20 protein-coding genes are annotated in these 21,760 nt (G+C 55.5%); all 20 read right to left on the reverse strand.

From position 1 onward, the window contains the following. Positions 1 to 124: 124 nt before the first annotated feature. Positions 125 to 616 carry a YajQ family cyclic di-GMP-binding protein gene (locus tag ACE6ED_RS00450; RefSeq protein ID WP_410824979.1) on the reverse strand — a complete coding sequence of 164 codons (492 nt, stop codon included), beginning with the start codon at positions 614 to 616 and terminating at the stop codon, positions 125 to 127. A 188-nt stretch (positions 617 to 804) separates the two neighbouring features. Next, positions 805 to 966 carry a hypothetical protein gene (locus ACE6ED_RS00455; RefSeq protein WP_410824980.1) on the reverse strand — a complete coding sequence of 54 codons (162 nt, stop codon included), beginning with the start codon at positions 964 to 966 and terminating at the stop codon, positions 805 to 807. A gap of 64 nt (positions 967 to 1,030) precedes the next feature. Then, positions 1,031 to 2,002: a helix-turn-helix domain-containing protein gene (locus ACE6ED_RS00460; RefSeq protein WP_410824981.1), complete on the reverse strand. Its 972-nt coding sequence runs from the start codon at positions 2,000 to 2,002 to the stop codon at positions 1,031 to 1,033. A gap of 92 nt (positions 2,003 to 2,094) precedes the next feature. Next, on the reverse strand, positions 2,095 to 2,862 hold the full coding sequence (locus ACE6ED_RS00465; RefSeq protein ID WP_410824982.1) for a DUF3388 domain-containing protein: 768 nt from the start codon (positions 2,860 to 2,862) through the stop codon (positions 2,095 to 2,097). 124 nt (positions 2,863 to 2,986) lie between these two features. Beyond that, positions 2,987 to 3,241, reverse strand: coding sequence for a DUF3243 domain-containing protein (locus ACE6ED_RS00470; protein ID WP_410824983.1), 255 nt, complete (start codon positions 3,239 to 3,241; stop codon positions 2,987 to 2,989). A gap of 169 nt (positions 3,242 to 3,410) precedes the next feature. Beyond that, positions 3,411 to 4,178 carry an elongation factor P 5-aminopentanone reductase gene (gene ymfI, locus ACE6ED_RS00475; RefSeq protein ID WP_410824984.1) on the reverse strand — a complete coding sequence of 256 codons (768 nt, stop codon included), beginning with the start codon at positions 4,176 to 4,178 and terminating at the stop codon, positions 3,411 to 3,413. Next, on the reverse strand, positions 4,175 to 5,455 hold the full coding sequence (gene yfmH, locus ACE6ED_RS00480) for an EF-P 5-aminopentanol modification-associated protein YfmH (RefSeq protein WP_410824985.1): 1,281 nt from the start codon (positions 5,453 to 5,455) through the stop codon (positions 4,175 to 4,177). The genes ymfI and yfmH overlap by 4 nt, the downstream gene beginning before the upstream one ends. A 3-nt stretch (positions 5,456 to 5,458) precedes the next feature. Further along, entirely contained in the window at positions 5,459 to 6,736 is a 1,278-nt protein-coding gene (yfmF, locus tag ACE6ED_RS00485) for an EF-P 5-aminopentanol modification-associated protein YfmF (RefSeq protein WP_410824986.1), read from the reverse strand. A gap of 279 nt (positions 6,737 to 7,015) precedes the next feature. Further along, positions 7,016 to 7,870 carry a spore cortex-lytic enzyme gene (sleB, locus tag ACE6ED_RS00490; RefSeq protein WP_410824987.1) on the reverse strand — a complete coding sequence of 285 codons (855 nt, stop codon included), beginning with the start codon at positions 7,868 to 7,870 and terminating at the stop codon, positions 7,016 to 7,018. Positions 7,871 to 8,091: 221 nt separating this feature from the next. After that, the gene (locus ACE6ED_RS00495) at positions 8,092 to 10,785 is read right to left on the reverse strand and encodes a DNA translocase FtsK (protein ID WP_410824988.1); all 2,694 of its coding nucleotides are present in this window, start codon (positions 10,783 to 10,785) and stop codon (positions 8,092 to 8,094) included. A gap of 126 nt (positions 10,786 to 10,911) precedes the next feature. Then, positions 10,912 to 11,130 (reverse strand): YlzJ-like family protein, encoded by a 219-nt coding sequence (locus ACE6ED_RS00500; protein WP_410824989.1) that lies wholly within the window; start codon positions 11,128 to 11,130, stop codon positions 10,912 to 10,914. Continuing rightward, complete coding sequence (locus ACE6ED_RS00505) at positions 11,127 to 11,903, reverse strand: ClpP family protease (RefSeq protein ID WP_410824990.1); 777 nt, start codon at positions 11,901 to 11,903, stop codon at positions 11,127 to 11,129. Before ACE6ED_RS00505 ends, ACE6ED_RS00500 begins: the two co-directional genes overlap by 4 nt. Positions 11,904 to 12,137: 234 nt before the next feature. Continuing rightward, on the reverse strand, positions 12,138 to 13,817 hold the full coding sequence (locus tag ACE6ED_RS00510; protein ID WP_410824991.1) for a ribonuclease J: 1,680 nt from the start codon (positions 13,815 to 13,817) through the stop codon (positions 12,138 to 12,140). A 774-nt stretch (positions 13,818 to 14,591) separates the two neighbouring features. After that, positions 14,592 to 15,470 (reverse strand): 4-hydroxy-tetrahydrodipicolinate synthase, encoded by an 879-nt coding sequence (dapA, locus tag ACE6ED_RS00515; RefSeq protein ID WP_410824992.1) that lies wholly within the window; start codon positions 15,468 to 15,470, stop codon positions 14,592 to 14,594. A 120-nt stretch (positions 15,471 to 15,590) separates the two neighbouring features. Beyond that, positions 15,591 to 16,811, reverse strand: a complete 1,221-nt coding sequence (gene dapG, locus ACE6ED_RS00520) for an aspartate kinase (RefSeq protein WP_410824993.1) — start codon at positions 16,809 to 16,811, stop codon at positions 15,591 to 15,593. Positions 16,812 to 16,891: 80 nt separating this feature from the next. Beyond that, on the reverse strand, positions 16,892 to 17,926 hold the full coding sequence (locus tag ACE6ED_RS00525) for an aspartate-semialdehyde dehydrogenase (protein WP_410824994.1): 1,035 nt from the start codon (positions 17,924 to 17,926) through the stop codon (positions 16,892 to 16,894). A gap of 51 nt (positions 17,927 to 17,977) precedes the next feature. Beyond that, a complete protein-coding gene (locus tag ACE6ED_RS00530) occupies positions 17,978 to 18,574 on the reverse strand; it encodes a dipicolinate synthase subunit B (protein WP_410824995.1) in 597 nt (198 codons plus the stop codon). Then, positions 18,571 to 19,470: a dipicolinate synthase subunit DpsA gene (dpsA, locus tag ACE6ED_RS00535; protein WP_410825182.1), complete on the reverse strand. Its 900-nt coding sequence runs from the start codon at positions 19,468 to 19,470 to the stop codon at positions 18,571 to 18,573. Before dpsA ends, ACE6ED_RS00530 begins: the two co-directional genes overlap by 4 nt. Before the next feature lie 516 nt (positions 19,471 to 19,986). After that, the gene (dut, locus tag ACE6ED_RS00540) at positions 19,987 to 20,433 is read right to left on the reverse strand and encodes a dUTP diphosphatase (protein ID WP_410824996.1); all 447 of its coding nucleotides are present in this window, start codon (positions 20,431 to 20,433) and stop codon (positions 19,987 to 19,989) included. Then, complete coding sequence (locus ACE6ED_RS00545) at positions 20,411 to 21,676, reverse strand: M16 family metallopeptidase (RefSeq protein ID WP_410824997.1); 1,266 nt, start codon at positions 21,674 to 21,676, stop codon at positions 20,411 to 20,413. The genes dut and ACE6ED_RS00545 overlap by 23 nt, the downstream gene beginning before the upstream one ends. Between the last annotated feature and the right edge of the window lie 84 nt (positions 21,677 to 21,760).

Raw genomic sequence — 21,760 nt, forward strand, 5'->3', positions numbered from 1 at the left:
CCCCCAAACCTTCTTAGGCCGTGTACCCTATGATCTCAACAAGTATAAACTATGCCTGAATCGGCTGTCAAAACGCAAAGCACCCCGCACCCCTTCCGTTAACAGGGTGGCGAGGCACATCGCGCTACTTGAGATTGGTGAACTGCAGGTCGAGCGGAAGATCCGCCTTACGCAGCAGCTGGATGATTTGCTGGAGATCGTCCCGGCTTTTGGCGGTTACGCGGATTTGGTCCCCCTGGATCTGGCTTTTCACCTTCAGCTTGGAGTCGCGGATGAGAATGTTAATCTTCTTGGCGTTCTCCTGGTCGATCCCCTGTTTGAGACCGAGCCGCTGGCGCACCGTTCCGGAGGAAGCCGGTTCGACTTTGCCAAAGTCCATGTTCTTCAGTGTAATTCCGCGTTTAACCATCTTGGACTGGAGGATGTCGATTACGGCGCCCAGCTTGTACTCATCGTCCGATACGATGATCAGGGCGTCCTTTTCCAGTTTGAGGCTGCTTTTGCTGCCTTTGAAGTCAAAGCGGTTCTCGATTTCCTTCTCCGTCTGGTGAACCGCATTCGTCAATTCCTGCATATCCATCTTGGATACAATATCGAACGAGCTTTCGGATGCCATGCCTTCACGTCCTTTTTCTGCAAATATACGCCTCCTATTATAAAAGAAACCGCTGCGCAAGTCTAATGGACCGCCCCGGCTGGACAAAAGCAAGCTTTCCCCGAATCTTCGCAGACCCTGTTCTGTATCGAAATCAACAAAAAACGCTCCCCGTCTGTATACGGGAAGCGTCACTTGTGTATGTCGGCCTACCGGCTGCGGGCCGGATTCCGGAACATATCCAGAATGCCGAGCACGACATGCGCGAGTCCGAAGCCAAGAATTCCATAGCCCCAAGCACTCGGCGTCAAATAATAGCCGAGCAGGCTGACGATGATACCAAGCACGGTTACAATCCAACTAGCGGTCATGGGATACACCTCACTTTGGCGCAAGACTTAAAATCATCCCTATCTTGTCCAAAGGAAGCTATTTCTATTCAGCAGCGTCCGTCTGTCCTTCGTCCGAGGAGGCGCCGCCCTCCGCTCCGGCCTGTTGTCCGGTTCCGCCGGCGTTATCCAGCTCAAGCCGGATCCGGGTGGTTGGCTTGCCGTCCGTCACTTCTTGCCCGTTGACCGTGATGGTCGTTGCGGAAGAGGCGCCCGATTTGATGTACATTCCTTCACCATCCAGCTGGAAGGTCAGGTGATCACCGCTTTCGGTATTGCCGTATTGCAGCTTTTCGCCTTTGGAATTTTCACCTTTGTAAACTTCCAGCCAGCTTTTGCCGGTGGCGTCGATTACAACGTTAACCGGTGAGCCTGCAGGTGCGCTCACTTTGAACACCGTCGTTTTGCCCGACTTGCGGTCTTGCGTAACTGCTACCGATGATTGAGGCGACGGAGACGGCGATGGGGATGGGGACGGCGAGACCTCCGGCGAAGCGGCAGGCGATGCTTCGCCGCCGGCGCCCGCGTCGGCCGAAGGAGCCGGCGTTGCTCCGCCTGCAGCAGGCGGAGCCGCGGATGCCGCCGGGTTGGTTACATTAGCGACGGCCGGCGGATTGGTTTCTTCATCCGGCTTGCTCCACTCGGTGGCATAGAGATAAATCACCGCTACGATCAGCACCGGAAAAATCCACATGAGCAGGGTCGGCAGCCATTTGGCGCTACGTTCCGTTTCAGGCCGGCGGCTGCGTTTGGTAATGACCGTTTCCATCGTCGCTTCGGGCTCCGGTTTCGGTACACTCGTATGCTCGTCCAACAGATCGTCCGGATTCATCCCTACCGCTTCCGCATAGGTTTTGATAAACGCCCGGACATAAAAATTACCGGGCAGCACTTTATAATCCCCAGCTTCAATGGCTTCCAGGTATTTTTTGCGTATTTTCGTCACTTCCTGGACATCATCGAGACTCATCCCCCGCTGAAGACGAGCCTCTTTTAGCTGCTGGCCCAGTTCAGACATACCATCATCCTCCTAATCATATAACGAAGCCTTGGCTCTGGCTTCAAGGTTATGTGCCGTCATGCTGTAATTGGTCTTGCGTTATCTTCACGTTACAGCTCGTCGCTGTAGCTTGTCGTGAAGGTGTCATACAAAATTTCTTCATTCGGGTTGTTCCGCAGTTCGATAATAATGTCGAAATCTTCATAATTGTATTCCGATTCCCGCACAAAAATATCGGGATGCTCAATCACCTTCGTACTCGGCATCGCCATAATATCCTTGAGCAGATGGTAATGCTTTTCATTCGAACGGATGGTGCTCACAATGCCGTCGATGATAAACACATTGTTAGGGTTCATTTCGTCTTCGGCCAGCTGGCTGCGGACGGTCTGCCGCAGCAGGGTCGACGAAACAAAGGTCCAGCGCTTCATGGCGCATACGCTGCCCGCGATAATCGACTCCGTTTTGCCAACACGCGGCATACCTCTTAATCCGATTACCTGTTTGCCTTCCCTTTTAAACAGCTCGCCCAAAAAATCGACAAGCAGCCCAAGTTCGTCCCGTGTAAAACGGAACGTCTTCCGGTCGTCCGAATCGCGGTCGATATACCGGCCGTGGCGCACGGCCAGCTTGTCGACCAGCCGCGGAGAACGCAGCGCGGTAACGGTGATGCTGTCCACCTTCCGCAGCATCTCGCCCATCAGTTTGATCTTGTCGTCATCGTCCGTCTCAAGCAGCATGCCCCTTGTTTTGCCTTCCACGCCGTTGATCGTCAATATATTAACCTCCAGCATGCCGAGCATCGAAGCAATATCACCCAGCAGTCCTGGCCGGTTCTTATGTATCTTGTATTCCATGTACCATTGTTTAGGTTCCAATCGCGTGCACCTCTGGTTTCGTCTGAGTCATGTTCAATGATATATAAAAAAATTTTGAAAGGCAAGAACAGACCTGTAACAATTACAGAAAAGCTCCCCGGCAGGGGAGCTTGTTCCGTCAAGCTTATGCGTTTTCCTTTGCCAGCTTGACCATCAGTCTTGCGATCGTCTGGCGCTCCGAGTCGTCGCCGACGTCCCACAGCTCCTTGATCGCGCGGTTCGATGCGTTCTGCGGATCGACTTTGCGGTCGAGGAATTCGCCGATCTCGAAAGCAAGTTTCGAAATTGTGTCTTCACTCAGTCCTGCCCGCTCCGCTTGAACGACACGCTCACCAAGGAACTTCTTCCAATTATCAAAATTCTTGATTACTGTTGACATCTTAAATCCTCCTTCGGGGTTGCGTAAGTGAAGCACGTGTACAAGCCGTCCTTCACCCGCATACGCAAGATTTAATAGCAACAGTTGTAATATGTCCTTTGGCAGGCCCCGCTATGCTGCCAAATTATCCTTCCCTCATGCAGGCCAAAACGGCAGCGCTAGGCTGCCGTCAGGTCATCCAGCCCCCGTTGGGGCTGATGATCTGCCCGTTGATGTAGCCGGATTCGGGAAGCGCAAGGAAATACACGACCGACGCGATTTCCTCAGGCGTCGCAAGCCGTCCGGCAGGGATCTCCTCTTCAAGCGAGCGGATTTCGTCCGGAGCAAACCCGGACAGCATCTCCGTCCGGACCGCACCGGGCGCGACGGCATTAACCGTCACCCCGGACGGCGCCAGCTCCTTCGCAAGCGCTTTGGTGAAGGCGTTCACCCCGCCTTTGCTGGCCGAGTACACCACCTCGCAGGACGCGCCGGATAATCCCCACACGGAAGAGACATTGATGATCCGTCCATATTTTTGCGAGACCATATATGGCATAAAAATCTGGCTGCAGAGGAAGGTGCCTTTTAAATTGACGCCCATGACATGATCCCATTGTTCCTCTGTCACGTCCGCAAGCATGCCGTAAAGCGACACCCCCGCGTTGTTGACCAGCACATCCGGCATCAGCCCGCTGCCCTCCAGCCGGTCCGCCATCCGCTGAAGCTGCTGCCGGTCCTTCATATCGGCCGCTATGGTCATCACCTTAGCCCCATGTGCCATACATCGGCGCGCGACCTCGTTGGCCGCTTCATGCGAATGCATATAATGAATGACCACGTTCATGCCGACGGAGGCGAACCGCTCTGCGATTGCCCCGCCGATTCCTCCGCTGCCGCCCGTTACGAGCACCGTTGTCTCCCCGATCGGTTTCCCGTTCTCTCCCGTGAACGTCACTCGGGGCTCACCACCACAGATACGGCCAGCTGATCCCAATCCACATGCGAACGGAAACGTTCATTTACTTCGTCCAGAGTCAGAGACTCATACAGCGGCACGACCGTAAACAGATCGCCGCCGCGGAACCGGTAGCGGGTAAATTCATGAGCGATGCTTTCGGGCGAATTGAGCATCCGCAGGTATCCGCCGATTTTTTTCTTGCGGGCCCGCTCAAAATCCGCTTCCGCAAATCCGGTCTTCAGCAGCGCGTCCACATCCTCCCGGATGACGCGCAGCAGCTCGTCGGGGTCCTTCGTATCCCCGCCAATAGCCGAAAACGCATACTGCGGCGAGCTGCTGTATTCATGACCGAAGCTGTCTGAAATGAGCCCCGAATCGTACAGCTTCTGGTAAAGCTTAGTGCTTGTGCCAAACAGCAGGTCCAGCATCAGCTTGGTTGTCAGATCGCGGCGGATGCCAGCCTCGCCTTCCGCGGTCTGTTTCTCCTTGAAGCCAAACAGGCATTTCGGCAGCGATACGGGCAGACGGTTCTCCAGCCGTTTTGTCGCCACCGCTTGGGGTTCGGTTTCGAACAGACGCGCAATTTCGCCCTGCGGGCCGTACGTTTTGGCGGCCTGGTTGTCACGGATAAGCTGGATGACCTTCTCCGGGTCCACTCCGCCGACTACAAACAACAGCATATTGCTTGGATGATAAAAAGCGTTATAGCAGGTGTAAAGCGTTTCCTTGGTGATCGTACCGATCGACTCGACTGTGCCGGCGATATCGATCCGGACCGGATGTTTGCTGTACATCGCTTCAATCAGACCGAAATACACCCGCCAGTCAGGGTTATCGCGGTACATGTTGATTTCCTGCCCGATGATCCCTTTTTCCTTCTCCACATTTTGGTCGGTAAAATACGGCCGCTGGACAAAATCAATCAGCGTCGACAAGTTGGTCTCGATGTTTTCAGTGGCCGAAAACAGGTACACCGTTTGTTCAAAGCTGGTAAACGCGTTGGCCGATGCCCCGTTCGACGCAAAAGTGGCGAAGATGTCGCCTTCCGGCTCTTCAAACATTTTGTGCTCCAGAAAATGCGCAATCCCGTCGGGTACGCTAACTTCCTCCTGACCTTCCACCCGGAAATGGTTATCAACCGACCCGTATTTGGTGGCAAACGTGGCATAGGTTTTGCGGAATCCCGGTTTTGGCAGCACGTACACCTGAAGCCCGTTATCAAGCACCTCGTGATAGAGGGTCTCCTGCAGCTGATCGTAGCGAATTTGTTCCATGGGTTACGCCTCCTTCCCGGTCAAAAAATACACCGTATCAAGCTGGAACGTCTCCGCCGCGGCTTTTACTTCCGCCGCACCGATTTGCTCCACCTGGGACAGCAGCTCCGAGGTGGACCGGTCGCGCCCCGACAGCTGGCGGTTGAAATCGTAGGAGATCATCTCGAATGCGGAGTCCTGAATTTCAGACAGCAGATTGCGGATCATCGCCTGGGTCTGGGTCAACTCCAGGTCGGTGATCCGGCCTGCCCGCATCTCTTCCAGCTGGCGGTTGATAATATCGAGCGCTTTGCCGTAATTTTGGATTTCAATCCCCGACTGAATGGTGCCGAGGCCTTTATGCCCGTCATACCGGGATGAGGCATAGTAAGCCAGGCTTTCTTTTTCCCGCACATTGACGAACAGCTTGGAATGCGGGTACCCGCCCAATATTCCGTTGTACATCAGCGCTTTGGCATAGTCGTCATCCTGGTAAGTGATCGATGTGCGGAGTCCGAGATTCAGCTTGCCCTGGTTCACGTCAAGCCGCTCCTCCACCCGTCTAACCTCCTGAACAGTCACACGCGGAGAGCTAGACTTGTATTCACCGGCTTGCCCGGACGGCAGGTTGAAATGGCGCTGGACGAGACGTTCCACCTCTTCCGGAGTCGTATCGCCAACCACATACAAGTCGAAATTAGCCCGGTTCAGCCAGTCGCCATAAGCGCGGTACAGGCCTTCCGGTGTAATGCCGTCCAGATCCGTCCGCTGTCCAAGCGGATGCAGCCGGTACGGTTCATTCCGGCACATTTCTTCAATGCAGCGTTCCGCGGCATACCGGATTTTGTCGTTGACAATGCTCTCCAGTTTTTTGCGGACCGTTTCGCGTTCGGTTGTCACATAAGATGGCCGGAAGCGGCCTTGTTCGGTTAGCGGACGGGTAAGCACGCCGCCCAAAAAGGCAAATGATTGATCGAGCAGGCTTTCGGCGCTTTGGACAAAGGAGTCGTTAATGGTATCCATCCGGAATTGAACGATCTGGTAATCGCCCCGTTTATACACGTCAAAGCCAAAGCCGGCTCCATACAGCTGCTCCAATCGTTCACGAAACTGAATCGTCTCGGGATAAGCGGCGGTTCCTCTGCGGAGCACAAAAGGAATAAGCGCGGTGGAAGTTACGGTGTCCGAATTCAGCGGAACTCCGGCATACAAAGAGATAGCAAACGTCTTGAAAGTTGTTGTAGGCAGAACATGGATGCGCAGGCCGGCGGAGCTGCCATGCTGAAAATGTAAATTGTTCAAGTCCAAAACTCCTTTACGGCGAAATGGGAATTGCTTTAATGGACCGGCCCAACAAACCCAGACCGGATCATGTCACGTCTTTGCGTCCTAATTAGCCTGAAAATCACCACGGCACAGCTGCCGTGTATGGAGCAGTTAGAATAAAGAGCGGTGATCCTGCTTGCATTTGCTCTTATTAGGCGCATTAAGTAATATCCATTCTAAACCATCCCAAAGACAGGAAGCAACCGAAGGACAACCCCGGTTGCTTCCTGGTTCTGAATACGGCTGGTACAGCCGCTACATACAAAAAATATGCTCGCCAATCGTTTTGACCTGCGGACGGGTCCAAATCCACTTGGAGGTGGCCGTTCTCGGATTAAAATAATACAGGCAGCCGCCTGTCGGATCCCAGCCGTTCAGCGCCTGCTGCACAGCTTTGCGCGACGTTTCGTTTGGCTCCAGATAAATTTGTCCGTCAGCCACCGCGGTAAACGCACCAGGCTGAAAAATAACACCGGACGGCGAATTCGGGAAGCTTGGCGATTTGACACGGTTCAAAATAACGGCTGCCACCGCCACCTGGCCTTCAAACGGCTCGCCTCTGGCTTCGCCGTGCACGGCGTTCGCCATAATTTTGAGGTCGTTTTCGGACAGTCCCATCGTATTGCCGGAAGACAACGCGGCCTTGGAGCCGCCGCCTCCTCCGCCAGTATTTTGGTTTGCGGGGGGAGTTCCTCCTCCTGCAGCCGCAGTACCGGTTTTTGGCTCGGTCGGTCTCCACGATTTTGTGGCGTTATACAGCTTCAGCTTCGTTTTTGGGCCTACAACCCCATCGGCTTTCATCCCGAATTCCCACTGAAACCACTTTACCGAATTTAAAGTTTTGGATCCAAACGTACTGTCGATCTTCCCGTTGTAGAACCCCAGGAATTTTAGCCGGCCCTGCAGCTCGTAAACATCCTGACCGGACGAACCAAACTTAACCAGGGTTGTGCTGAATACCGGCAGGGCTTCTTCTGCAAGGAGATGTTCTTGGCTGGCCGCTTCGTTTTTGACGGACGCCCCCGGGAAACCGGTCAAATACCCCGCGAGCGGGGCGGCAGTTAATGCAAGGGTCATTGCGGCAATTACCCACAGCTTCTGGTTTTTCATCTTATCGCTCTGCCTTTCTCTTGGAAGTTTTCGCAATGGATGGCTACCGTTATTATGACGACCAAGAGTTGATCCTATGCACGCACCGGAGATCTGTGAGAAAGGCTAGACCATGACCCCTTTCCTCACCCCGCCTTTTCATGGAACGTATAGAAAAACCGCCGCTCTCATATGAGAGCAGCGGTTCATCAGGCCGACCGCAGCCGGCATTTCACCTTATTTTATGAGCTGATCCGGTTCTGCTGGTACTGCTCCGCGGATACAAGCACTTCCCTTGGCTTGCTGCCTTCATAAGGGCCGATTACGCCTTTGGACTCCATGTAATCGATCAGACGTGCCGCCCGCGTGTAACCGACGCGCATTCTCCGCTGCAGCAAGGAGACGGAAGCCTGCTTGGCTTCCAGCACAATCTGCACCGCCTGCTCGTACAGTTCGTCCTGCGGTTCATCACCATCGCCGTCGGCTTCCTCGACTTCCGGCACGATCGATTCATCGTACACCGCTTCGCCTTGGCTGCTGACAAAATGCACAACCGCTTCAACCTCCTGGTCGCTCAGGAATGCGCCTTGTACGCGGACCGGTTTGGAGGCGCCCATCGGCATAAACAGCATATCACCCCGGCCAAGCAGCTTCTCCGCGCCCGCCATGTCCAGAATGGTGCGCGAGTCCACCTGCGAGGATACGCCAAAGGCGATCCGGGATGGGATATTTGCTTTGATGACGCCGGTTATGACATCCACCGAAGGCCGCTGGGTAGCAATAATGAGATGAATTCCCGCCGCCCGGGCCATTTGGGCCAGCCGGCAGATCGCATCCTCTACATCATTGGCGGCAACCATCATCAGGTCGGCGAGCTCGTCGACGATAACAACAATATAAGGCAAAACCGCCGCAGGATTGTCTTTCATCAGCAGGTTGTAGCCTTCAACGTTCCGGGTGCCGGACTTGGAGAACAGCTCATAGCGTTTCTCCATCTCCACAACAATTTTTTTCAGCGCCAGACTGGCCCGCTTCGGATCGGTAACTACCGGCGCCATAAGATGGGGAATGCCGTTATACACATTCAGTTCAACCATCTTTGGATCGACCATCAAAAACTTGACCTCATTCGGCTTGGCCTTATACAGGATACTGGTGATAATCCCGTTAATGCAGACCGACTTGCCGGAGCCTGTTGCGCCGGCGACCAGAAGGTGGGGCATCTTCGCCAGATTGCCAACGATGGTCTGGCCCGAAATATCTCTGCCGAACGCGATCGACAGCTTGGCGGTGGAATCCTGGAAAATCTGGGTTTCCATAACCTCGCGCATGGTGACGACCGACACCTCCGGATTCGGCACCTCGATCCCGATCGCCGATTTGCCGGGAATTGGCGCTTCCATCCGGATATCCTTGGCAGCAAGCGCAAGCGCGATATCGTCCGTCAAATTGACGATCCGGCTGACTTTAACGCCGATGTCCGGCTGAATTTCATAGCGCGTTACGGCAGGACCACGGACAACCTCAAGCACTTTTGCCCGCACGCCAAAGCTCTCGAGTGTTGCTTCCAGCTTGCGCGCGGTCTGCATGTAGTCGCTTTGGTCGCCGCCTTTGCCCGCCCCGCTCGGCTTGGACAACAGCCGGAAATGCGGCAGCCGGTACGGCTTCGGCGGCGGAGCCGGTTTCGCTTCGGCAGGCGTTTCCGCCGCTGCTTCGCCGCCGGTGGCATCGGCCGCAGCATCGGGAGATGCATCCGGTGGCAGCTCACCCCCGCCTGAAGCAGGCAGCAGATGTTCTCCCGCCCCGTTAGGCTGGTTCTCTGCAGCGGGTCCCGTTCCTCCCGGCGCCGTGCCGCGCGCTGCGGGAGAAAACTCCGCCCATTCCTCCCGGTCCTCCTCGCTTAAGCCTTCCGAGCGGATATGCTCGAAGAAATCGCGGATAATCGGCATGTCCTCCTCGATTTCGTTTGGATCCTCCGGCTCATTAGCTTCCGGCTCCCATCCGGTAAAGGCTGGAAGCTGCGTCTCGGTATGCGGCGCGGTTGTGATAGTCTCCGCCTGCCCGGCGCCATCCGGATGATCCGCCGCCCGGCTGCTGTCGCCGGGAACGGCCCACTGCGCCAGCCGCTGGAAGAACAGCGGCTGCTTTCTGGGAGCGCGCGGACGGATGTCTTCTTCCTCATCCTCTTCCTCCTCGTCAATTGGCGGCGCAGCCTTCAGCTTCGCCTTGGAAACGGCTGGCTTCGAGCGCACCGGGACGGCCTTGGGCCGGTTGGCGGCCCGGGTCCGAAGCATCTTCACCAGCGACCTGGTCTGGTTCTGCAGCAGCCCAAAGAGCTCCACGTACGAAAGGTTCGTGATGAGCATAAAGCTGATCGCCAGCATGACAATCATAATCAGCTTGGCGCCAAGCGTCCCGAACAGCAGCAGCAGCAAAGCAAACTCCAGCGCGCCGACATAACCGCCGCTAATATCCCGGCCCAATACGTACGCCGCACCTTTATCACCGGGCGGCTGAAAAGCGCCCGTTAAATCATTATGTATCTGCGACAGCACGCCCTTCGGCGTCAGCGCCGTAAATGTCTCTCCTGCCGCATTTGTTGTCGTAAGCGGGCCGAGCTTCCGCTCCATTGCGGAAATGGTGCTCATTAACGTAAGCGCCATGACCAGCAGCAGAATGCCTGTATGACGGCTTGTCCACGCGGAAGGCCAGCGCCTGTGGATCATGACGTTTAACCCAAAATAAATGCCGATCATCGGCACCACAAAATAAAAACGGCCGAACAAAAAAGCCGAATACTGCGACAGCGCCTCACCGACAGCCGCCTCTCCGGACAAAGCGATAACAGACAGCGTAATCAGAACGATGCCGTAGATTTCATATTTTAAAACGCTGCCGAGCAGCGCTTTCTTCTTCTTTTTTCTGCGTTTGGCCACGCCTGCCACCCCCGGAACAACATTATACCATATAATGGCGTGGCGTACCTATGTTCTCTTTTTTTTCGTGCGGAACTGGCAATAAGCCTGCCGGTTCGACAGGCTTGCCGTTTCCTATTCGGTGCTTCAGTCCGTGCCGGGACAATCAATCAGGCTCCCGGGAGCCAGCGACGGATCGAGATATGCGTGCAGCGGGCAGCCGATCAGCCGGACGATCCGGCCTTTGCCTCCGCCCGCCGGCGCGATTTGCATCAGCATTCCGCCGACCTTCATCTCCCGGAACTCCCCTACCTGGATGGCCCCGTTCCACACTTGCTCCATGGGCATTACCGTATGCAGTGTCATTGGGTGAGCCCCCCGGGCGACGATGATCCGGCAATCATCTCATTCAGCCGGGCCAGCGCGGTGCCGATTCCCCCTACCTCATCCATCAGCCCGTATTTGACGGCGTCATACCCGCCCACCGCTGTGCCGATATCCCGGTTAAGTTCGCCGGTTTTGAACATCAGATCCTTGAACTGCTCTTCGGTAATCCGCGAGTGGTTGGTTACGAACCTGACCACCCGCTCCTGCATTTTTTCCATATATTCAAAAGTTTGCGGCACCCCGATAATCAGTCCGTTCATCCGGATCGGATGGATGGTCATCGTTGCGCTTTCAGCGATGACAGAGTGGCTTGCGGCCACGGCAATCGGTACGCCGATGCTGTGCCCTCCGCCAACAACAACGGTGACCGTGGGTTTGGTCAGCGACGCAATCATCTCCGCAATCGCCAGCCCCGCCTCCACATCGCCTCCGACCGTATTCAAAATAATCAGCAGCCCCTTGATCGTCCGGCTCTGCTCCGCCGCAACCAGCTGCGGGATAATATGCTCATATTTGGTCGTTTTATTGTGCGGCGGCATGACGATATGGCCTTCAATTTGTCCGATGATCGTCAGGCAAAACACGTCCGGCTCCGGTGCGGGCACCGCCGATACGCCCAGCTCTTTGACCGGCACTGTTGCGCTTGCCGGAAGTCCCTGCTCCGTCACCGGCAGTTGTGCCGGTTCCCCCTCGGGAATGGCCCCCGCCTCCTTTTCCGTCCCGCTGATTGCCAATTCGCTTCCCTTCCACATGATGCATGTCCCCTTCCGTCGTTAAGTCCATTACCCGCATGAGTCTGCCGTTAGTATGACGTCAGGCGGACATGACTTATTCACGCGTACAACGAGCAGAGACCAATCCAGATAAAGCGGACCATCGACATCTGGCAGCGCAGCCGAAAAAACCTCCGTCCCTTGCGGGAAATCATGTGCGATTTCCTGCGGGAGAGCGGAGGTTCTATACTGTGCGGATACGGACTGGCCGGATCACACTTCCATAATAATTGGCAAAATCATTGGTCTGCGGCGGGTCTGCTCATAGAGGAAACGTCCAAGCGCGTCTTTGACATTTGTTTTAAGGGACGCCCACTCGTTAACTTTTTCGCTCATCAGCCGCTGCAGCGTGCTCGACACGATGCGGTTTGCCTCGTCAAGCAGTCCTTCGGACTCCCGTACATACACAAAACCGCGCGAGATAATGTCCGGGCCCGATACTATCGAACCGTTCTGCTTGCTCAGGGTCACCACTACCACCAGAATGCCGTCCTGCGACAGCAGCTTGCGGTCGCGCAGCACGATGTTGCCTACGTCGCCTACGCCAAGACCGTCGATCAGCACGTTGCCTGCGGTTACCTTGCCGGCCTTGCGCGCCGAGCCGCCTTGGATTTCCACTATCTCGCCGATCTCGGTAATAAAGATGTTATCCGGGTCGACGCCAACCGATTCGGCCAGCAGGGAGTGGCGGCGCTGCATCCGGTATTCACCGTGAATCGGAATGAAGTATTTGGGCTTCATCAGATTCAGCATCAGCTTCAGCTCTTCCTGGCTGCCGTGGCCCGATACGTGCACGCCTGAATTCGATCCGCTGTAAATGACGTTCGCGCCGAGGCGGAACAGCTCATCAATCGTGCGGCCTACATACTTCTCGTTCCCCGGTACCGGCGTAGCGGCGATAATTACCGTGTCGCCAGGCAGGATATCCACTTTGCGGTGGCTCGAACGGGCCATACGGGTCAACGCGGACATCGGCTCGCCTTGGCTGCCTGTGCACAATACGACCACGCGGTTCGCCGCCATGCGGTTCATCTCTTCCGGCTCAATCAGCATGCCGTCCGGCATATGCAGATATCCCAGCTCGGAGGCGATCGATACGACGTTGACCATGCTGCGTCCGATAACGGTGATTTTACGGCCGGTCGATTCCGCTGCATTAACCACCTGCTGAATCCGGTGAACGTTTGAAGCGAACGTTGCCACAACGACACGCTGTTCGGCTTTGCGGAAAATATCTTCCAGCACAACGCCGACATTTTTCTCAGAAGGTGTGAATCCAGGTTTCTCTGCGTTCGTGCTGTCCGACATCAGCGCCAGTACGCCCTTTTGGCCGATTTCAGCCATCCGGTGCAGGTTCGCGTATTGATCATTGACAGGGGTATGATCAAATTTGAAGTCGCCAGTGTGGACGACATTGCCTTCCGGTGTTTCGACGCAGACGCCTACAGAGTCCGGAATGCTGTGATTGGTACGGAAAAACGTAACCTTCAGCGAATTGCCGAGCTCCACCTCAGAATCCTCGTGAATGAGAATCCGTTTCGTTTCGCCAAGCAGGTTCGCTTCCTTCAATTTGTTCTCGACCAGGCCAAGCGTAAGCTTTGTGCCGTATACCGGAACATTCAGATGCTTCAGGACATAAGGCAGACCGCCGATATGGTCTTCGTGACCGTGGGTCAAGACGATGCCTCTGACTTTGTCGCGGTTCTCGGTGAGGTAAGAAATATCGGGAATAACGATATCGATACCCAGCATATCCTCTTCAGGGAACTTCAGTCCCGCGTCAATGACGACAATGTCGTTTCCGTACTGCACGACATACATGTTTTTTCCGATCTCGCCGACTCCGCCCAATGCGAAAATAGACAATTTATCGTTGTTGTTTTTTTTGGACAAATGAATCTAACCCTCCTAAATTGTGGACGTATATTCTTGTATTAAAATAGATGCCATGTGCCGATTTGCAGTCAACCTCACGGTATGCGGATATGCGGATAGACTGCTCCCTTAAGCATGAGACCTAAAAAAGACAAAGCTTAAGAAAAGACCGCCGCTGCCGCGACTCCGAAGCAGAGGAAGACCAGACGGTAACCTAGCGCTGAACACTTTCAAACTGCGGAGAATTCCGGAATGAATGGCCATTTAAGACGCAGAAACACACATTCCGATCCGTATCATAACAGATTCAGCTTCCGTACCAGGAAACCCGTACCATGCGGGCCGTTCCGTCAAGCTTCACCGCCGCGCCCCTACGCGAACATGCTGTTATAACGAACAGACGTATACAAGGATTCTGTCTCTCCATGCATAACGTTGACGGAAGTTTCCGCATATTTAATTTTAACCGCACCCAGTCACTTAACCACATTATACCTGATAATTTTGTCAAAAAACAAGTCGTCCACTTTCCTGTCCTCTATTCTTGCCGCAAAAGCCCTGCTTTATTTCTTCCGGGCCCGCCATCTGTGCGTTACTTTCCGCGCCTTAAAGGGCTGTTTCAAAGGGGTCTGCCCCTCCTTCTTGGGTTTGGCAAAAATACAATGGTGTTAGCACCGCCGACCCCGACATTGCTGCGCAAAAAAACCGGTCTTATCCAGACCGGCTTTGTCGTTTGTTCACCTATTCGGTTAAGGGTTATCCGTTCCCTTCAATAAGGCGTTTACGCCTTCTTTACTTCTTCAAAAGCTCGCGGATAAACGCCGCCTCATCTTCGCTGGGCGCCACAAGCGGCAGCCGGACGGTTCCGACGTCAAGACCCTGCAGTCCAAGCGCATATTTCACCGCGGACGGGTTGGGCAGCGGGTGGGGACATTCAAACAGCCCCTTAAAGACCGGGTACAGCTCCCGGTGCAGCCTGCCTGCTTCCCTGGCGTCCCCAGACAGGAACGCTTCGATCATCCGCCGGATGTCAGCGCCGACAATATGGCTCGCCACGCTCACCAGGCCGTGTCCGCCAACAGCAAGTGCGGGCAGCGCGGAGGAGTCGTCCCCCGAATAAATATAAAAATTCTCCGGGCATTCCCTGGCCAGCCAGGTGACCTGCTCGACGGAAGCGCATTCCTTTGTTGCGGTGATATTCGGGATCTGCGCCAGCTTCAGCGTTGTCGCCACGCTCATACAGATCCCGGTGCGGCCGGGAATATTGTACAGCATCACCGGAAGCGACGTTTGCGCCGCGATGGCGGCAAAATGGCGGTACAGTCCTTCCTGGTTCGGCTTGTTGTAATAGGGCACGACCAGCAGAATGCCGTCCACGCCGAGTTTTTCGGCTTCTTTAGTGAGTTCTATGGAATGCTGCGTGCTGTTGCCTCCGGTGCCGGCAATAATTTTGGCCCGGCCCGCGGCACGCTCCTTCACAAAAGCAAACAGCTGCAGCTTCTCTTCATCGGTTAACGTGGGCGATTCGCCGGTTGTGCCGCATACGACGAGGGCCTCTGATTTCTGTTCTTCGATCAAATAATCGACCAGCTTGGCGGCAGCGTCCCAGTTAATTGCCTCCGACTTGTCAAACGGTGTTACCATGGCTGTGATCAATCTTCCGAAATCCACTTGGCTTCCCCTCCTTACCGTTCTTCCCGGCGCGGCTGGCGCGGTGCGCTGGTTTGTCAGCCCAAAGCCCAAAAGCGCTGGCACTTGCATGCGGCCGGCCGGGAGACGATATTCGGTTTTTTATCGGTGCAGTTCGAATTGATGATGCAGGGCGCGTAAAGATTGAACCATGTCTTCTTTTTTTACGAGTACCCATATGGTCGTGTTGGAGTCGGCAGACTGGAGGATCTGGATATTCTGCGCACTCAGCGCCTCCACGATCCGCGCCATAATGCCCGGGACACCGTTGATGCCGCCCCCGATGACGGATACCTTGGCGCAGCCGGACAGGCTTTTGGGCCGGAGTCCCAGCTCCTGCAGCGCGTGAATCGCCTTCTCGGACACATTATCGAACACGGTATAGACCGCACCCGTCGGTGTAACATTAATAAAATCAACGCTTATTCCGTTTTCCGCCATCGTCTTGAAGATCTGAAGCTGAATGCCCGAGCCGTTGCCTTCCGGACAGTCGACGGAGATCTGGGTAATGTTGCTTACGTAGGCGATCCCGGTCACATAACGGTCTACGATTCCGGCACGCTCATCCTTGAAGCCCTCCTGATGCGTTACCAGTGTTCCCTCTCCCTCCGAAAAGGTGGAGCGGACCCGGACCGGAATCTGGGCCTGCATTGCGATCTCGACCGCTCTGGGATGGATCACCTTTGCTCCCTGGTACGCCATATTGCAGATTTCCGTATACGTGACATACGGAAGCGGCTTCGCGTCTTCCACAATCCGCGGATCCGCCGTCAGGATGCCGTCGACATCGGTGTAAATATCCACCATGTCGGCCCGCAGGGCTGCGCCAAGCGCCGTCGCCGACGTGTCGCTGCCTCCGCGTCCAAGCGTCGTGAAGTCGCCCGATTCCGTCATGCCCTGGAACCCGGTAACAATGACGACCTTCTGCTCCCGCAGCTCTCTGAGGATCCGTTCAGGACGGACATCCAGGATGCGGGCATTGCCGTATTGGCCGTCCGTCATGAAACCGGCCTGCCCTCCGGTCAGCACTGTCGCTTGAATCCCTTCGCTTCCCAGCAGGCTGCAGAGCGTGGTTGCGGAAATAATCTCCCCGCAGGCCATCAGCAGATCCTTCTCCCGGTCCTGCAGGGCGTTGCCGTTCTGCACCGCCACGTCAAGCAGCGTATCGGTGGCGTAAGGTTCTCCCCGCCGGCCCATCGCCGATACAACGATGACCAGATTGAAGCCGCCGGCCAGCTCCCGTTTTACATGACGGACGACATGCTCGCGCGCCTGCGGCGTGGACAGCGAAGTGCCGCCGAATTTTTGCACCAAAATTCCCATCTAAAATTCCTCCATATGCTGCCAATCGCGAAAAACGGCGCAATTCCCCAAAGGGGCGCGACCCGTTTCTCCACTGTAAATTAGGATTGTCGAGCGATAATCTCCGCAATCTGAACGGCGTTCCATGCCGCGCCTTTCATCAGGTTGTCGGAAACCACCCACATATTCAGGCCCCGGCTGTGGCCGAGGTCCCGGCGCAATCTGCCGACGAATACGTCCGGCTTGCCGGCGGATTCGGTCGCGAGCGGATACAGCTGACGTTCCGGATCGTCGGTCAGCGTAATGCCCGGAGCATTTGCGAGGAGCTCGCGCACGTCGCCAAGCTCGTAGTCTTTCTTGAATTCGACATAGACGGATTCGGAGTGTCCGTATACGACCGGAATCCGCACACAGGTCGCCGTCACTTCGATGGAATCGTCGCCCATGATTTTTTTCGTTTCGCGGACCATCTTCATTTCTTCCAGTGTATAACCGTTATCCTGGAATTTGTCGATCTGCGGAATGGCGTTAAAGGCAATCTGATGCTTCACCGGCAGCGAGCCGACCGGTAAAATATCCGGACGCACTTCGCCCCCTTCCAGCGCCTCGCGGCTCTGGCGTTTCAGCTCGTCGATGGCGCGGGCTCCGGCTCCGGAAACCGCCTGGTAGGTGGATACAATAATCCGCGCGATGCCATAAGCGTCATGCAGCGGCTTCAGCGCCGCCACCATTTGAATGGTCGAGCAGTTCGGGTTCGCGATCAGCCCCTGGTGGTTGCCAATCTGCTCCGGGTTTACCTCCGGAACGACCAGCGGGGTATTCGGATCCATGCGGTAAGCGTTCGTGTTATCAATGCAGACCGCGCCATGCGCAATCGCATGCGGGGCAAGCTGCTTGCTTACATCTCCGCCCGCACTGAACAGCGCGATTTCAATCCCTTCAAAACTGTCGGGGGTTGCTTCCTCCACTACGATATCTTGACCTTTAAAAGGAATCACCGTACCCGCAGAACGTTTGGAAGACAGAAGCTTCAGCTTCGCTATCGGAAAATTCCGTTTCTCCAAAAGACCTATAATTTGTTCTCCGACGGCTCCTGTCGCACCGACTACGGCGACATTAAAGGCTTTGTTGCTCATCTGGCGCATCTCCCCTTCTATGAATTACAGCTGAATCTGTAGTGCGTTGTACTATGCTGAATGAAACCGTTCGATAATCATCGGCTGGAGCTGTTCGCCCTGGAGCGCCGCATAACATGTCTCTGGAATGAGATCCATGCGCGCTACCAGCGAGTTCGGCTTCTGCTCCGGGTTATCCTGTCCGAACGGAACGAAGTAAATGTTTTTGGCCACAAGCAGCTTGGCGATGTTCGCCGCGTTCAGTCCCAGGCCGTCGTTAGTGGATATGGCCAGCACGACGGGACGGCCGTTGCGCATCTGCGCTTTGGCGGCCATCAAAACAGGACTGTCGGTCATCGCATTCGCCAGCTTGCTGGTTGTGTTTCCCGTGCAGGGAGCAATCGTCAATACATCGAGCAGCTTGGATGGGCCCAGCGGTTCCGCTTCAACAATTGTAGAAATGATATCATTCCCCGTTATATCTTTCAACTGTTTTAGCCAATTTTCCGAAGTCCCGAAGCGGGTGTCCGTCCCGAGCACCGACCCGGACACGATAGGAACCACGTTTGCCCCTTCTTCCACGAAACGCCGGATTTGGGGCATGACCTCCGCGAAGGTGCAGTGCGAGCCGGTGATCGCGTATCCAACTGTTTTACCTTTCCAGTTCATCGCTTCTCCCCCCTGTTCAGATAATCGTCGGATATCGACTGGACCAGCGCTCCCGCCATAATCATGCCGGCTGTCTTCGGCGCGACGATCCCGGGCAGTCCCGGCGCCAGGATCGCTTTGATCCCCCGCTTTTCCGCATACCGGAAATCGCAGCCGCCCGGTGCTGAAGCCAGGTCGATAATCACGGCGTGCCGGGGCATCCTGGACAGGATTCTTGCCGTAATCACCAGGTCCGGGATCGTATTAAAAATCAAATCGGCTTCAGCAGCGTGCTGCGCCAGCTCACTGGTCATAAACGGCTTCCAGCCCATTGCTTCCGCCCGGGCGTAATGCTCCTGCTTGCGCACGCCTACTTTTACCTGTGCTCCCAGGCCGTTAAGGGCATTGGCCATTGTAAACCCCGTCCGGCCCATACCGAGGACAAGCGAGGAAGAACCGTGAATCGTAAAATCCGTGTTTTGAATCGCCATCACCAGCGCCCCTTCGGCGGTTGGGATCGAATTGTAGATGGCAACATCGTCGCGGTTGAGCAGTTCAACCAGCTTGCGCTCGTGTTTTTGGCACAACTTGCGCAGATAAGCTTTGGCCATGCCGGTGTAGACGGTACATTGTGCCGGAATGGCGGCAATATGTTCCTCCAGCAGCTGCAGCGGCAAATCGGTGAAGACCGCCCGGATCCGTCCCTCCTCGTCGCAGCCTACGGCGGGCAGAACCAAGGCGTCCGCGTCAGCCAACAGCTCCGGGCTAAGCGGCGCGAAAGAGACTCCTTCACACGGAGTCTCCCATTTTTCGAATCCGGCGGCGCTTACCGTCGCATCCAGATCCACACATTTTCGGATGACTTCAATCTGTCGTGCGTCCCCGCCCAGAAACACGATTCTGACACCTGTCAGCATAGGGTTGACGCTCCTTTCCACTTCGCATTTCGCATTACCCGAACCGGGCCCGTTCACTAACCGGCCCGCTCCCGGACCTTCCCTGCCGGCCGGCAGGTTCGCGTCGTTCACCGGTTCTCCGGCGCAGTGCGCTTCACCGGGGTTTATGCAAAATGCTGACTTAACAGCAGTTTATGCACCCCGCCCGGAATGGGTGAAAGCCGGAGGCGGACCCTTTTTTTATGCGAAGGCAAAGTAAAAAAACACAAGCGGACCATTGCTTGCAGACAAAAAGCGCCTCTAGACAGAAAATGCCTGCAGACAGAAAATGCCTGCAGACAAAAAAACAAGCCGGCCAAAGATGCCGACTTCGCTTCGATGTCTGACAGACCGCTCTATTAAGGTCTGCCTGCATAAAACGTGTCATTCATCTCTGACCGGCCTGTATAATTGGCCAAACTATCCAAGTAAAAAACGGAGTTACGCCGCAATCCTAATCCTGCAGCCGGACGCTCGTCCTTTCGGCCAACTTGCCGACTATTTCCCGGTGTGTCCAAATCCGCCAGCTCCGCGGGCCGTCTCGGACAGCTCCTCCACTTCCGCCAGCGTTACAGCCGGAACGGTCTGGAACACCATCTGGGCGATCCGCTCGCCGCGGGCAATTGCAAACGGCTCCTGGCCGAGATTGATTAGCAGAACTTTGATTTCTCCCCGGTAGTCTGCGTCGATCGTTCCCGGCGTGTTCAGACAAGTAATGCCGTGTTTGTAAGCCAGCCCGCTGCGGGGGCGGATCTGCGCTTCCAAGCCGTCCGGCATCGCAAGAGCGATCCCGGCCGGAATCAGCGCCCGCTCGCCTGGCGCCAGAACAGTCTCCCGCTCCACGGCGGCAAACAAATCGTAGCCGGACGCCTGCTCGGACATTTTGCGGGGAAGAGGCAGGTCTTCATTCCCTGGAAGCTTGTTAATTTGTACGTAATGCGACAAGATCATCTCTCCTTACATTGGCAACTGCTTTGTCGGAGGAGCCGACCATGGCCATCGCCAGCGGTTCGGCAAACATCCGGTTCAGAACGCTGTCGACATCCTCCATCGTTACGCGCTCAATCTTCGCTATCATATCATCAAGCGAATCATGGCGTCCCAGCATCAATTCGTTTTTGCCAAGACGGTTCATCCGGCTGCCGGTCCCTTCCAGGCTGAGGATCAGGCTGCCCTTCAGCTGCTCCTTGCCTTTCTTCAGTTCGTCTTCGCTGAGTCCCTTGTCGGCCAGCTCAAACAGCATTTCTTTGGTTAGTTCCAGCACCTCTTTGGTCTGCTTCGGCGCAGTACCGGCGTATACCGTAAACAAGCCGCTGTCGGCATGGGAGCTGTGGTACGAATAGACGGAATAAGCCAGACCGCGCTTTTCGCGAATTTCCTGGAACAGGCGCGAGCTCATGCCGCCGCCGATCGCATTGTTGAGCAGTACCATGGCATACTGCTGCGGGTCGCCTGTACGGCACCCGGGCAGCGACAGGCAAATATGCTGCTGTTCCGTTTTTTTGCGCTGGAAGACGAACTCGCCTTTAAACACTGGCGGCGTGACGATCTGCGCAGGGCCGATGCCGGCAAACGAGCCAAAATGACGCTCAAGCAGCTCCACGATACGATCGTCAAAATTGCCTGCGACGCTGATCACCGTATTTTCAATCGTATAGCGCTGCTTCATGTAGGCCCGCAGATCATCAGGCATCATCGCCTGCAGCCGTTCCTTCAGACCAAGGATAGAATAAGCCAGCGGATGATCACCGTAAGCGGCCACCGACATCAGATCATGCACGAGATCGTCCGGCGTATCCTCATACATCGCGATTTCTTCCAAAATCACATTTTTTTCCTTCGCAAGCTCTTCCGCGTCCAGCTTGGAGCGGAAAAACATGTCGGCCAGCGTATCCACGGCGATGTGCAAATGCTCGTCCAGCACTTTGGCGTAGTAGCAGGTGTACTCTTTGGAAGTAAATGCGTTGACATTGCCGCCGATCGCATCAAACTGCTCCGCGATTTCCTTGGCGTTAAACCGGTCCGTTCCTTTAAAAAGCATATGTTCGATAAAATGGGAGATCCCGTTGATCTCGGGCGTCTCGTTTCGGGAACCGGTCTTGACCCAGATACCGAAAGAAACGGAACGTCCGGACGGGATCTTCTCCATCACGACTCGTATGCCGTTTGACAAGTGTATTTTCTTCACTAAAAAGTCCTCCTGGTCCAGCCGTTGATTCCACCGGTGCTATTTCACCGCGTGCATTCTATGCTATCAGAATTTGGGACCGGG

Source organism: Paenibacillus nanchangensis (assembly GCF_046543445.1).
Lineage (GTDB): Bacteria > Bacillota > Bacilli > Paenibacillales > Paenibacillaceae > Paenibacillus_AQ > Paenibacillus_AQ nanchangensis.

What these genes read in the sequence shown, in the direction of transcription:
- ACE6ED_RS00450 (WP_410824979.1), bottom strand. Translation starts at nt 616, where the DNA reads ATGGCATCCGAAAGCTCGTTCGATATTGTATCCAAGATGGATATGCAG.
- ACE6ED_RS00455 (WP_410824980.1), bottom strand. Translation starts at nt 966, where the DNA reads ATGACCGCTAGTTGGATTGTAACCGTGCTTGGTATCATCGTCAGCCTG.
- ACE6ED_RS00460 (WP_410824981.1), bottom strand. Translation starts at nt 2,002, where the DNA reads ATGTCTGAACTGGGCCAGCAGCTAAAAGAGGCTCGTCTTCAGCGGGGG.
- ACE6ED_RS00470 (WP_410824983.1), bottom strand. Translation starts at nt 3,241, where the DNA reads ATGTCAACAGTAATCAAGAATTTTGATAATTGGAAGAAGTTCCTTGGT.
- yfmH (WP_410824985.1), bottom strand. Translation starts at nt 5,455, where the DNA reads ATGGAACAAATTCGCTACGATCAGCTGCAGGAGACCCTCTATCACGAG.
- sleB (WP_410824987.1), bottom strand. Translation starts at nt 7,870, where the DNA reads ATGAAAAACCAGAAGCTGTGGGTAATTGCCGCAATGACCCTTGCATTA.
- ACE6ED_RS00500 (WP_410824989.1), bottom strand. Translation starts at nt 11,130, where the DNA reads ATGACACTGCATACGGTAATGCCCATGGAGCAAGTGTGGAACGGGGCC.
- ACE6ED_RS00505 (WP_410824990.1), bottom strand. Translation starts at nt 11,903, where the DNA reads ATGTGGAAGGGAAGCGAATTGGCAATCAGCGGGACGGAAAAGGAGGCG.
- dapG (WP_410824993.1), bottom strand. Translation starts at nt 16,811, where the DNA reads ATGGGAATTTTGGTGCAAAAATTCGGCGGCACTTCGCTGTCCACGCCG.
- ACE6ED_RS00525 (WP_410824994.1), bottom strand. Translation starts at nt 17,926, where the DNA reads ATGAGCAACAAAGCCTTTAATGTCGCCGTAGTCGGTGCGACAGGAGCC.
- ACE6ED_RS00530 (WP_410824995.1), bottom strand. Translation starts at nt 18,574, where the DNA reads ATGAACTGGAAAGGTAAAACAGTTGGATACGCGATCACCGGCTCGCAC.
- dpsA (WP_410825182.1), bottom strand. Translation starts at nt 19,470, where the DNA reads ATGCTGACAGGTGTCAGAATCGTGTTTCTGGGCGGGGACGCACGACAG.